The organism is uncultured Boseongicola sp., from assembly GCF_937988555.1.
Classification (GTDB): domain Bacteria; phylum Pseudomonadota; class Alphaproteobacteria; order Rhodobacterales; family Rhodobacteraceae; genus Boseongicola.
Genome location: NZ_CALJXO010000009.1, coordinates 1 through 11,688, shown reverse-complemented (window position 1 = coordinate 11,688; position 11,688 = coordinate 1). Strand labels below are relative to the sequence as shown.

13 protein-coding genes are annotated in these 11,688 nt (G+C 56.9%); all 13 read left to right on the top strand.

Features of this window, described 5'->3' with window-relative positions; all coding sequences use genetic code 11:
* The first annotated feature begins 68 nt into the window (after positions 1 to 68).
* Positions 69 to 863, top strand: coding sequence for a nitroreductase family protein (locus Q1B15_RS00385; RefSeq protein ID WP_299748482.1), 795 nt, complete (start codon positions 69 to 71; stop codon positions 861 to 863).
* A 306-nt stretch (positions 864 to 1,169) separates the two neighbouring features.
* On the top strand, positions 1,170 to 1,898 hold the full coding sequence (locus Q1B15_RS00380) for a GntR family transcriptional regulator (protein WP_299748479.1): 729 nt from the start codon (positions 1,170 to 1,172) through the stop codon (positions 1,896 to 1,898).
* A gap of 20 nt (positions 1,899 to 1,918) precedes the next feature.
* On the top strand, positions 1,919 to 3,328 hold the full coding sequence (locus tag Q1B15_RS00375) for an aminomethyltransferase family protein (protein ID WP_299748476.1): 1,410 nt from the start codon (positions 1,919 to 1,921) through the stop codon (positions 3,326 to 3,328).
* A gap of 96 nt (positions 3,329 to 3,424) precedes the next feature.
* Positions 3,425 to 4,399: a TRAP transporter substrate-binding protein gene (locus Q1B15_RS00370; RefSeq protein WP_299748474.1), complete on the top strand. Its 975-nt coding sequence runs from the start codon at positions 3,425 to 3,427 to the stop codon at positions 4,397 to 4,399.
* A 4-nt stretch (positions 4,400 to 4,403) separates the two neighbouring features.
* Positions 4,404 to 4,907, top strand: a complete 504-nt coding sequence (locus Q1B15_RS00365) for a TRAP transporter small permease subunit (RefSeq protein WP_299748471.1) — start codon at positions 4,404 to 4,406, stop codon at positions 4,905 to 4,907.
* The gene (locus Q1B15_RS00360) at positions 4,904 to 6,208 is read left to right on the top strand and encodes a TRAP transporter large permease (protein ID WP_299748468.1); all 1,305 of its coding nucleotides are present in this window, start codon (positions 4,904 to 4,906) and stop codon (positions 6,206 to 6,208) included. The genes Q1B15_RS00365 and Q1B15_RS00360 overlap by 4 nt, the downstream gene beginning before the upstream one ends.
* Positions 6,209 to 6,215: 7 nt before the next feature.
* Complete coding sequence (locus Q1B15_RS00355) at positions 6,216 to 7,184, top strand: VOC family protein (RefSeq protein WP_299748465.1); 969 nt, start codon at positions 6,216 to 6,218, stop codon at positions 7,182 to 7,184.
* On the top strand, positions 7,184 to 8,374 hold the full coding sequence (locus Q1B15_RS00350) for an OsmC family protein (RefSeq protein WP_299748462.1): 1,191 nt from the start codon (positions 7,184 to 7,186) through the stop codon (positions 8,372 to 8,374). The genes Q1B15_RS00355 and Q1B15_RS00350 overlap by 1 nt, the downstream gene beginning before the upstream one ends.
* 6 nt (positions 8,375 to 8,380) lie before the next feature.
* On the top strand, positions 8,381 to 9,550 hold the full coding sequence (gene pobA, locus Q1B15_RS00345; protein WP_299748459.1) for a 4-hydroxybenzoate 3-monooxygenase: 1,170 nt from the start codon (positions 8,381 to 8,383) through the stop codon (positions 9,548 to 9,550).
* 13 nt (positions 9,551 to 9,563) lie between these two features.
* Positions 9,564 to 9,941, top strand: a complete 378-nt coding sequence (gene pcaC / locus Q1B15_RS00340) for a 4-carboxymuconolactone decarboxylase (protein WP_299748456.1) — start codon at positions 9,564 to 9,566, stop codon at positions 9,939 to 9,941.
* Positions 9,938 to 10,675 (top strand): protocatechuate 3,4-dioxygenase subunit beta, encoded by a 738-nt coding sequence (pcaH, locus tag Q1B15_RS00335; protein WP_299748453.1) that lies wholly within the window; start codon positions 9,938 to 9,940, stop codon positions 10,673 to 10,675. The genes pcaC and pcaH overlap by 4 nt, the downstream gene beginning before the upstream one ends.
* 3 nt (positions 10,676 to 10,678) lie before the next feature.
* Positions 10,679 to 11,293 (top strand): protocatechuate 3,4-dioxygenase subunit alpha, encoded by a 615-nt coding sequence (gene pcaG, locus Q1B15_RS00330; RefSeq protein ID WP_299748451.1) that lies wholly within the window; start codon positions 10,679 to 10,681, stop codon positions 11,291 to 11,293.
* 8 nt (positions 11,294 to 11,301) lie between these two features.
* On the top strand, positions 11,302 to 11,688 hold a 387-nt coding region (locus tag Q1B15_RS00325), incomplete at its 3' end, for a 3-keto-5-aminohexanoate cleavage protein (protein ID WP_299748448.1).

Here is an 11,688-nt window from a genome sequence, read left to right as displayed (position 1 = left end):
GATGAAGCTGTTGTCGGATGGGTTCGGATGATGTTTGCTGGGTTTAAGTATTGTCTTGGAGGACGCTGATGACCGATACGACTCCCGCCGTTGATCTGAAAGACGCTGAAGCAGAAGTGGATTTGCCAGAGATCGGGGATCGAAGTCGATACGATGCTTTGATGCAGGTGATCCGCAATCGGGTAACGGTTCGCAAGTTTAATCCGGACTTTAAAGTTCCGACTGAACACTATGAAATGATTATCGAAGCGGCGCGACATGGGCCTTCGGGTGCAAATTCACAGCCTTGGCAATTCATCGTGGTGAGGGAGCCTGCGATGAAGCAACAAATTGCTGAGTATTTCGTGGCAGAGCAGCGGTTTAGGGCGAAGGCGAAGATGAAGTTTCCGACTCCTGACTATCGCGGGCTGGCGACGGCTCCGGGGTTTGTGGTGGTGTGTTCTGATATGCGATGGACCAATGCGTTTCCTGTGCTGAACGATGATTCAGCTTTGGACCGTAGTTACCATGAAAACGCTGAGAGAATTCTGCTACAGTCGGTTGCTGCCGCGACCATGTCGGCGCATCTAGCGGCGGCGGCTTTGGGGTATAACGTCTGGTGGGTCACGGCGATCGGGCAGGAAGAAGCGCAGGATGCGATCCGGCCATTGCTTGGAATTCCACCGGAGATTTCGGTACTTGATATCATGCTGTTCGGGCCTCCGGCTGCTGCCCCATACAAGCGGTGGCGGCGACCGCCCGAGGAGATACTGCATTGGGATCACTACAATTGCGAGCACTTTATGAGCGACGCGGAGCTTGAGGACTGGATCAAAACGCGGCGGCATCGGGTGATGTATAAGGATGCGTCGAAGATCGACTAACAATACTTTTGTCGGTGGTAAACTCCTCTGTGAGCTGAAACCGATAATGTCTCAGCGTTATTCGTTAATTCAGAGGCTTTCGGGGCGATTTCGCGACGTCCGTACCACGTCGGTTTTGTATCGGCGCAGGCGTTCGCTCTGGTAGAGAATGGCTGACGCAGTGGGCGCTGGCAGGCACTCCGCTGAATTTCCATTTATGTATACATAATGTTGTAAACTCGGTCGTTAGAGGGCAAGATGTGTGCTATTGACAGGTTTCTGTATACATTCTAGCCCTTACACTCGGTAAGCTGTTGGGAGGTGGCTTTGGGAGATCGGTCGACACAGTTCGACAAGGCGCTGATGGGCCTTCGCACACTGGTGATGACCGGCGCGTTCGAAGCGAACACGCGGTTGCCCGAGGTTGCTCTGTCGGAACGGCTTGGCATTTCCCGCACTCCCCTGAGACAAGCAATGGACCGGCTCGTGGCCGAAGGACTGCTGGAGCGGATTGCGACGGGCGGCGCGCGGGTCGCCAGCTTTACCGTGGACGACATCAACGACGCGATAGAATTGCGTGGTGTCATCGAGGGCACGGCTGCGCGGATGGCGGCAGAGCGGGGGGCTGATCCTTTGATGATGGGTGAAGCCGAACGGACGCTGGCAGAAATTGATACTGCACTTGCGGCGCCGGACGGCATTGATCTGGACGCCTACGTCCGTCTGAATGCCGGGTTTCACAGCCTTTTGGCGCGTATGGCAGGCAGTTTGATCGTTCAGCGCGAGATCGAGCGGGTTGTTCAGCTGCCTTTGGCGTCGCCGTCTTCTTTCCTGAAAGAACAGGAGCTGATCCCGAATTTTCGAGCGTCCCTGACGCGGGCGCAGTGGCAGCATAAGGCCATTCTTGCCGCGATCCGGGCGCGGGACGGTGCCCGGGCCGAAGCGCTGACGCGCGAGCATGCACGGCTTGCGCGCGAAAATCTTGAACATTTTGCCAAAGCCGGACCGGGGGTCGCGACACGCGTTCCGGGGCTTTCGCTTGTAACACCTGACTAACTCCAAGGGAGACACCAACGATGCCGAGCCTGTCCGATGTGATGAAGACCCACGCCAACCCTGTTGAAATGCTGAGAAATTCTCAGATCGGGATGTACGTCTATCCGGTTGTAACGCCGGAGTTTCGCAACTGGCGGGTGGAGCAGGAAGCCTGGCGGCACACTGCAGTTTTGTTCGACCAATGCCATCATATGGATGAGCTGATCGTTGAGGGGCCTCAGGCGGAGGCTTTCTTATCCCATCACGGAATTAACTCGTTTTCGAATTTCGGTCTGAACCGGGCCAAGCATTATGTCCCGGTGACGCCCAATGGCCATGTGATCGGCGACCACATCATTTTCCGCGAGCGGGAAGACAAATTCATTCTGGTAGGGCGTGCGCCGACGTCGCATTGGCTGATGTTTTGTGCGGCGACCGGCAATTGGAACGTACGGATTAAGCATGATCCGCGCTCGACCTCGCGCCCTGAAGGCGAGCGGGTTTTGCGGACCCATTATCGCTATCAGATCCAAGGCCCCGACGCGCCGAAGATTTTCGAGAAGATGAACGGCGGGCCGGTGCAGGACATTAAGTTCTTCCATGTGGACTGGATCAATGTTGGCTCGAAGAAAGTGCAGGCGCTGCGCCACGGCATGTCGGGGGCGCCGGGTCTGGAAATATGGGGCCCTTACGAGGACAAGAATTACATCCATTCGACGATTATGGAGGCCGCGCGCGCCGCGGGCGTTGATCTGGTTCAGTGCGGCAGCCGGGCCTATTCGACCAACACGCTTGAGAGCGGGTGGATCCCCTCTCCGCTGCCTGGGATTTACACGGGCGACGGCATGATGGCCGAATATCGCGATTGGCTGGGGTCGGATATGTACGAGGCCGCAGGCGCGATTGGCGGAAGTTACGTGTCGGACAATATCGAGGATTACTACGTCAATCCGTTCGAGCTTGGATATGATTTCTATATTGGCTGGAAGAAGGATGACTTCGTGGGCAAGGAGGCCCTCGCCCGGATGAAGGAAAGCGGCACGAATCGGAAAAAAGTGACGTTTGAGTGGAACAAAGAGGACGTTCTTAAAGTTATTGCGTCGGCCTTTGACGACGGTATTCCTTACAAGTGGATCGACTTCCCACAGCCGAACTATGCGTCGTCTTCTGCTGATATGGTGATGCATGGCGACAGACAGGTCGGCATGTCGATGTTCAACGGCTATAGCTATAACGAGCGCTGTGTGTTGTCTTTGGGTGTGGTCGACCAATCGGTTACGGTTGGCGATGTGCTGACGCTTAAATGGGGTGAACCGGATGAGACGCAAAAGACGTCTGCCGAAAAGCACCGTCAGGCCGAAATTCGCGTGCGGGTGTCTGATACGCCCTATGCGAAGGAAGTCCGCGAGGGCGGGTATGCATCCGATAGCTGGCGTGCGACGTCGGCTTGAGGCAATGATAGTTGGGCGGCGTCCCTTTTCCGGGGTACGTCGTCTGAGGGTTTCGGAGCCGCCAATGACGCGGTCCGATTTTTTGGGAGGACTTAAATGACACTTAAATCAACATTTCTGGGCGCGGCTCTGGTTGTTGTTGCTGCCTTTCCGGCAGTGGCACAGGAGTTGAAGTTCGCGAATTTCACACCACCATTTCACACGGTGAATGCATCCGTCATTGAAAAGCTGAATACGGATTTGGCAGCTGCGACAGGCGGCTCTTTGACCGTGCGTGGCTATCACGGGGGCGAGTTGGGCAAAGGCCCGGTCGAGCAGTATATCCGTGCCGTTCAGGGCGTGGCTGACATCACGTGGGGGCTTCAGGGGTATACGTCCTCACAGTTCGAGAAAGCGATGATTGTCGAGCTGCCGGGCGTGGTGCCAGAGGGCAAATCGGGCGCCGATGCGCTTTGGGATGCGATGGCCGAGATTGGCGGAGAGTTTCCCGGCACGGTGCCTGTGGCGCTTTGGACGTCCGAGCCGAACGTGATGATCATGCGTGACAAGGTGATCCGCACGCCCGGCGATCTGGAAGGTCTGAAAATCCGCGTAGCGGGCGCGACGGCTGGCAAGGTGGCCGAGGCACTTGGGGCGACCCCGGTGCAGATGCCGATCAATCAAGTCTACAACGCACTTCAGACCGGTCTGATTGATGGCGTGTTTACAGGGTCATCGACTTTGGATGACTTCAAACTGGACGAGGTCGCGGATGCGTTTACCATCGGTGCACCGCTTGGGCGTTTGTCGTTCTTCGCGGTCATGGGCCAAAGCTCATATGACGTGCTGTCGGACGAGGCGAAAGCGGCGCTTGAGGCCAATGTCGGGCGCGATTTGTCAAACAATGCCGAGACCGCGTGGAACGAGACCGGCGTGATCGGTGTTGCGCGGGCGCGCAAGGATGACAAGAACACCTTTGTCGATCTGACAGCAGAAGAAATCCAAGCCTTCACTGAAGCGGTTTCTTCAGTGACATCGGATTATGTGGCCAGTGTGGGCGGCGATGCGGCATTGGCCGCAATGCAGCAGTAAGCATTTGGATCAATTGCGTAAACTGGCGGACAGGCTTATCGGCCTGTCCGCCGCGATCGGCTCGGCTGCGCTTCTTTGCGTGGTCGGTGTCGTTCTGCTTGATGTGGTGGGGCGCGCTTTTGGCAATCCGCTTTATGGCGGTCAGGACATCACCATGATGGCGATGACTGTGATGATTTTTGCTCCGATGGCGCAGTGTGACCGGCTTGGCGGGCATATCGCCGTTGATCTTTTCGAGCGCTTTTTCCCGGCAAAATTGAATTACCTGATCGACATCGTGGTTGCGATTTTTGGGGCGGCGATCTTTGCCGCTCTTGCCTGGGCCACTTGGGATTCCTCACAGCTTTCTGTGATGCTGAACCTGTCGACCAACCTTTTGTACCTGCCCAAAGCGTGGTTTCAATGGGCGATGGTCGCCTTCATGCTGTTGGCGGCGTTAGGCCTTGCACTGCGCGCGGTTGAACTTGCCCTGACAGGGCGCGACATTCGCTCGGAGAAGGACGCATGAGCGCGGCTTCGGCGGGTATTTTCGGAATTATCGTTCTGTTTGGGCTTTTGGTTCTGCGCATCCCTGTCGCGTTCGCGATGTTCATCGTCGGCTTTTTCGGCATCTGGGCGTTGAACGGGTTAAACGCGGCGACGTCTCTTTTGGCGTCGGAGGCGTTTACTTTGGGGTCCTCGCCCGAACTGGTTGTGATCCCCTTGTTCATTTTGATGGGCAACGTGGCCTCGATCACGGGAATGAGCCGACAATTGTACGACGCGGCCTATGCGGTGATCGGTTCGGTGCGGGGTGGTTTGGCCTCGGCGACTGTCATTGGTTGCGGTGGGTTCGCGGCATTGTCGGGCTCGTCAGTCGCGTCGGCTTTGACGATGGGCAAGGTCGCCTTGGGCGAGATGGAGCGTTACAAATACGACCCGCGCCTGTCGACCGGAGTGGTCGCGGCGGGCGGTACGTTGGGGATTTTGATCCCGCCGTCTACGGGCTTTGTAATCTATGCAATTTTGACCGAGCAATCCATCGGGCGGCTGTTTTTGGCAGGCGTATTTCCGGGGCTGTTGCTTGTGTCGTTGTTTGTGCTGGCGGTAACGGTGCTTTGCTACATTAGGCCGGAATACGGGCCTGCGGGGCCAAAGACTGGTCTGAGAGAGAAGCTGCGTGCGGTATCGCGGGCGGGGCCGATTGTGGCGGTGATTGTGCTAACCATCGGAGGCATTTACGGTGGTTTGTTTTCACCCGTCGAGGCAGCGGCCGTTGGGGCAAGCGCGGTTATTCTGATCGGGTTTGTAACGCGTGCGCTGCCGATTGTGGCGCTTTGGAAGGCGGCCAAAGATTCCGTCGTGACGACGGCAACGGTCATGCTGATCTTGATCGCGGCGCATCTGATCAACCCGTTTCTGGCGCTAAGCCATATACCGACCGCCGTGGGCGGTTTCATGGATGGGCTGGATTTATCAGCGACCGGCGTGTTGCTGTTGATCCTTCTGATTTACATCATTCTCGGGTGTTTTCTGGAAGGGTTTGCGATGCTTGTCCTGACGCTTCCGATCTTTTTTCCAATCATAGTCGCCGAGGGCATTGATCCGATCTGGTTCGGTGTTCTGGTTGTTCTGGCATTGGAGATGGGACTGATTTCGCCGCCTGTCGGCTTGAACGTGTTCATCGTGAAATCCATCGCGCCGAAGGTGTCTTTGGGCGAGATTTTTTCGGGCGTGGCGCTATTTTGGCTGATGATGCTGGTGGCGTTGATCATCCTTGTGATGTTTCCGCAGATCGCGCTGTTCCTGCCCACAACGATGTTTGGGTAAGGGCGCCATGGGTGAGCCGTGTTTTGATATCGCACATCTGGGCCACGTTGAGGTTCTGACCGATAAGTTCGAGGAAAGCCTCGATTTCTTCACCCGTGTTTACGGTTTGAAGCTGTCGGCGCGCGAGGGTGACTGTGCGTATTTGCGGGCGTGGGACGACTATGAATTCCATACGCTGAAGCTGACGGCGTCCGAGACGACCGGGGTCGGGCACATCGGCTATCGGGTGTCGTCCGAGGCGGCCCTGGCGCGCCGGGTCGCGGCGATTGAGGCGTCGGGGTACAGCGTGCACGGCTGGGTGGACGGTGACGCGGGCCACGGCCGGGCGTTTCGGTTTGAGGACCCGTTCGGGCATGTTTTCGAGATTTACTGGGAAACGCGGAAATTCGAGGCGACGGGCGACGATGTGCCTGCATTGAAAAACATGTCGAGCCGGTTTCACGGCGTTGGTGCGTGCCCGCGGCGTTTGGATCATCTGAACTTACTGGCCTCGGACGTGACCGAGTTTCGCGATTTTATGCAGACCTGTCTGGGCAGCCGTGTGACGGAGCAGATCCGGCTTGATAACGGTCGCCTTGGAGGCTGTTGGTTCACGATCAACAACAAAACTTACGATCTGGCCTGCACCGAAGAACACGGGAAGGGCGCGAACCGGCTGCATCACGTGACCTATGCCGCGGATCAGCGCGAGGACATTTTACGGGCGGCGGATATCTTTCTGGAAAACGGCGTTCATATCGAAACCGGGCCGCACAAGCATGGCATTCAGGGCACGTTTTTCCTGTATGTCTGGGAGCCTGCGGGCAATCGGGTGGAGTTGGCAAACGCTGGTGCGCGGCTGATTTTGCAGCCCGATTGGGAGACGATCACCTGGACTGAGACCGAGCGTAAGAAGGGTCAGGCCTGGGGTTTGAAGACAATTGAGACGTTCCACACGCATGGGACGCCGCCGGGTGAGACGAATGGGGGGACGTGATGGCACTTGGGGAAAATATCATTGCTGAAAGCGGGGGTGCGCCGTTTTATCGCGTGACCAATGCGGATGCGACGGGTCTTTTGGCGCCTGCGAACCGCAAGGGCGATGCGGTGCGTACCTGGGTGCGATCGTTGTCGGGGTTTCAAAAAGAAGCGTTGGTAGTGTCGGCCCGTTCGGGATTGATGTGGCGGTTGGTTTCGGACGAGGGCGCGTATCTAAGCGGGTATGACGCAGCACCTTGTCCGTTGTCGTTTCTGACCACGGGAATGATTTCGAGCTATATGAACGAGATCACGGCTTTGGCGGCTGAACAGGGTCTTGAATTTCGTAAGTTGCGGATTATACAGAACAATTATTATACGATGAGGGGTTCGATGCGTAAACGCACTATGACGGGTGGGGCGTTGCCGGTGGAGCTTGAGGTCGAGGTGGAGTGCGATCTTGATGATGCTGCGCTGAACCAGTTGGTGATGGACGCCGTGCATGCCTCGCCGCTGAACGGTTTGATGCGGGGCGTTTTACCAAGTTATTTTACGCTGTCGAAAAACGGCGTCGAGATTGACCCTGCCAATGCAGTGAAGTTGGAAGGTCCGGCTGTGGGTGATCCAAAGGGCGCGGCGCCGGAAGCTGGCGAGACGGATTTGACCTTGATTGAGCGCCTTGGGATCTCGCCTGAAAAGGCGGTGCAAAAGGGCACTGCGAAGGCCGCGTCAAGCCTGACAGACGAACAGGATCGCACGCTTAATCCGGCGGCGATCTGCACGCTGCGCGCCGATGGCATCAAAGAGATCGAGCAGCATCTTTATAGCCCGCGAGGGTCGGTTTTCCGCTTTTTAAGCGAGGAGGCTCCGGCGGCGGGTGGAATGGGGCGCGCGCCAGATGCGGTGAGTTACATTTCGGCGGGAATTGCGTTTTGTTTTATGACGCAGTTTGGCCGGATGGCGTCGATGGAGAAGTTGGACTTACTGTCCTATTCGATCGTGCAGGACACGCATTTCAGTCTTGGTGGGGCGTCGGGCGGAACGGGACGCGCGGGCGAAGCGGACCCGGTTGAAACCCATGTGCATCTGGTAACGAGCGAGGCTGATGCAGTGGCGCAGGATATGTTGGATGTGTCCGAGCAGACGTGCTTTTTGCATGCGTTTTGCCGGACGGAATTGAAGACCAGACTAAAGATTACAAGGGTTTAACGAACGATGCGGACGCAAGTTGCAATCATAGGCGGCGGACCTTCGGGGCTTTTGCTTTCGCAGCTTTTACACGTTCGTGGGATCGACAGCGTCGTGGTCGAGCGTAAGACTAAGGATTATGTGCTGGGCCGTATCCGGGCGGGGGTGCTTGAGCAAGGGCTTGTGGCTTTGATGGAGGAAGCTGGCTGTGCGAACCGGATGCACGCTGAGGGCTTCATCCATGACGGCGCCTTGATTTCTTACGGCGACGAGATGTTTCGGATCGATTTTTCCGAGCACACCGGCACGCCGGTGATGGTTTACGGGCAAACCGAAGTGACGCGCGATCTTTACGCGGCGCGCGAGGCTGCAGGTGGGCGGATCGAGTTTAGCGTCGAGGACGTGGTTATTCGTGGCGCAGACAGCGATGCACCGCAGGTGACCTATACAGTCGATGGCGAAGCGCGGCGGATTGAGTGTGATTTCGTGGCAGGCTGTGACGGATTTCACGGGGTGAGCCGCAAGACCATTCCTGACGATGTGCGGCGCGAATACGAAAAGGTTTATCCCTTTGGTTGGCTTGGCGTTTTAAGCGAGACTCCACCGGTCAATCACGAGTTGATCTATGCCAATTCGGCGCGCGGCTTCGCGTTGTGTTCGATGCGCAACGAGAACCTGAGCCGCTATTATATCCAGTGTTCGTTGGACGACTGCGTTGAAGACTGGACGGATGACGCGTTTTGGGCTGAGTTGAAACGTCGGATCCCGAAAGATCAAGCGGACAAACTGATAACGGGACCGTCGATTGAGAAATCCATTGCTCCGCTTCGGTCGTTTGTGACCGAGCCGATGCGCTGGGGGCGGTTGTGCCTATGCGGGGATGCGGCGCATATTGTACCGCCGACCGGTGCCAAGGGCCTGAACACGGCGGCGTCTGATGTGCATTATCTTTATAATGCGTTGCGGGACTTTTATGAAAACGGGTCTGAGGTTGGTATAGATGGATATTCCGCGACCGCCTTGGCGCGTGTCTGGAAGGCCGAGCGGTTTTCCTGGTGGTTCTCGTCGGTGATGCATCGTTATCCGGGTCAGTCGGATTTTGATCTGAAGATGCAAATTGCTGAATTAGAATTCTTGCGGTCGAACAAAGCAGCGCAAACTGCGATGGCCGAAAATTATGTGGGCTTGCCATACTGAAGAGGAGACTGCCATGAGCCGATCTGATGACGGCATGAGGGTGCGACGCGCGGTTCTTGGTGACGCCCATGTTGATAAGGTCGAAGCGGACAAGGTGGCATTTGATGCGCCGTTTCAAGAGATGATCACCGAAGGGGCCTGGGGCACGCTTTGGGCGGATGATACGATCTCGCGTCGCGAGCGGTCGATGCTGACGCTGGCGCTTTTGGCGGCGACGGGGAATTTCGACGAGATACCGATGCATATCCGCGCCAGTGCCAACACCGGAGCCAGCCCGCAGGATGTGTTGCAGGCGTTTATGCATGTAGCCGTTTATGCGGGCGTACCTAAAGCCAATCATGCGATTAAGCTCGCCAAACAGACCTACGACAAGATGGGAGTTGCTTTATGAGCCTTATCAAACAGACCGGCGGGTTTGTGCGACGTGACCGGGATCAACAGCCGGATGCCTACACGCCCGCCTATAAGACTTCGGTGAAGCGCAGCCCGACGGCAGCCCTTTTGTCATTTCCGACAACGTTAAGCGAAGAAACCTCGCCGGTGTTTGGGCAGGGTCTGATCGGTGAGTTGGATAACGATCTGATCGTGAATTTCGCCCAACCGGGGGAGACCGCGATCGGGCCACGGATCATTGTGCATGGGCGCGTGTTGGACGAGATGGGCCGGTCCGTGCCGGGGGCGCTGTTGGAGTTTTGGCAGGCCAATGCGGGGGGGAGATATCGCCACAAGAAAGAGGCGTATCAGGCGGCTTTGGATCCGAACTTTGGCGGCTGTGGGCGCACGATTACGGGTGAGGATGGCAGCTACGAGTTCCGCACTATACAGCCCGGACCCTATCCTTGGCCCAATGGGCCAAACGACTGGCGGCCTGCCCATATTCACTTCAGCGTCTTTGGGCACGGGTTTGCGCAACGGCTGATCACACAGATGTATTTCGAGGGGGATCCGCTTATTCCGCTATGTCCGATTGTCGGAGTGTTAAAAAGCCAGGAGGCGCTTGATGCGTTGGTTGCTCCGCTGGATATGCAGCGCACGGTGCCAATGGACAGCCGAGCGTACAAGTTTGACATTGTGCTGCGTGGGCGGCGCCAGACCTACTTCGAGAACCGCAAAGAGGGACTTTGATAAATGGTGCAGAAAACTGAGTATCTGAAGGAAAGCCCAAGCCAGACAGCGGGCCCGTATGTACATATTGGGTGCATGCCGAATTTTACCGGCATCGAGATGTATGGCGGCGATCTTGGCACATCGATGAAAACCGGTCCGGTGCAGGGTGAGGAGATCACGATTAAGGGTACGGTCTTTGACGGGATGGGTGCGCCGATGCGCGATGCGATGATCGAAATATGGCAACCGGATGCGGCGGGTTTGTTTCCCTCGGCCAACGAGGTGCGGGGGAAGGCTGATCCGAATTTTACCGGGTGGGGACGGTCTCCAGGCGATATGGAGACCGGCGAGTATACCTTTGAGACGGTAAAGCCAGGTGCGGTTCCAATGCCCGACGGGCGGATGCAGGCGCCTCATATAACGGTGTGGATCGTGGCGCGGGGGATCAATATAGGCCTTCAGACGCGGGCGTATTTCGAGGACGAAAGTGCGGCCAATGCTGCGGATCCGATCCTTGCGCGTATCGAACATCAGGCACGTGTGTCGACGTTGCTGGCCCGAAAAGAGGGCGCTGGGATTTATCGGTTCGACATTCACATTCAGGGTCCGATTGAGACCATCTTCTTTGATATTTGAGGGACATTATGGGCAAACCTTGCATCATCTGCGTCGCGATCACGGGGTCATTGCCGACCAAGGCCGCGAACCCTGCGGTACCGATCACGGTTTCTGAACAGGTTGAAAGCACGCATGCGGCGTTCGAGGCGGGGGCGAGTATTTGCCACGCACATGTGCGCAACGCGGATGAGACGCCAAGTTCAGACCCTGAGAAGTTCGCTGCTTTGAAGGAAGGCCTGGAGACCCATTGTCCGGGGATGATTATTCAGTTTTCGACCGGGGGAAGGTCAGGGGCCGGGCTGGAGCGCGGAGGCATGTTATCGTTGAAGCCGGATATGGCTTCCTTGTCGGTGGGTTCGAACAATTTCCCGACGCGGGTTTATGAGAATCCGCCCGATCTGGTGAACTGGCTG

Coding starts and splice junctions, on each gene's coding strand:
- Q1B15_RS00385 (WP_299748482.1), top strand. CDS start 69: ATGACCGATACGACTCCCGCCGTTGATCTGAAAGACGCTGAAGCAGAA.
- Q1B15_RS00375 (WP_299748476.1), top strand. CDS start 1,919: ATGCCGAGCCTGTCCGATGTGATGAAGACCCACGCCAACCCTGTTGAA.
- Q1B15_RS00370 (WP_299748474.1), top strand. CDS start 3,425: ATGACACTTAAATCAACATTTCTGGGCGCGGCTCTGGTTGTTGTTGCT.
- Q1B15_RS00360 (WP_299748468.1), top strand. CDS start 4,904: ATGAGCGCGGCTTCGGCGGGTATTTTCGGAATTATCGTTCTGTTTGGG.
- Q1B15_RS00355 (WP_299748465.1), top strand. CDS start 6,216: ATGGGTGAGCCGTGTTTTGATATCGCACATCTGGGCCACGTTGAGGTT.
- Q1B15_RS00350 (WP_299748462.1), top strand. CDS start 7,184: ATGGCACTTGGGGAAAATATCATTGCTGAAAGCGGGGGTGCGCCGTTT.
- pobA (WP_299748459.1), top strand. CDS start 8,381: ATGCGGACGCAAGTTGCAATCATAGGCGGCGGACCTTCGGGGCTTTTG.
- pcaC (WP_299748456.1), top strand. CDS start 9,564: ATGAGCCGATCTGATGACGGCATGAGGGTGCGACGCGCGGTTCTTGGT.
- pcaH (WP_299748453.1), top strand. CDS start 9,938: ATGAGCCTTATCAAACAGACCGGCGGGTTTGTGCGACGTGACCGGGAT.
- pcaG (WP_299748451.1), top strand. CDS start 10,679: ATGGTGCAGAAAACTGAGTATCTGAAGGAAAGCCCAAGCCAGACAGCG.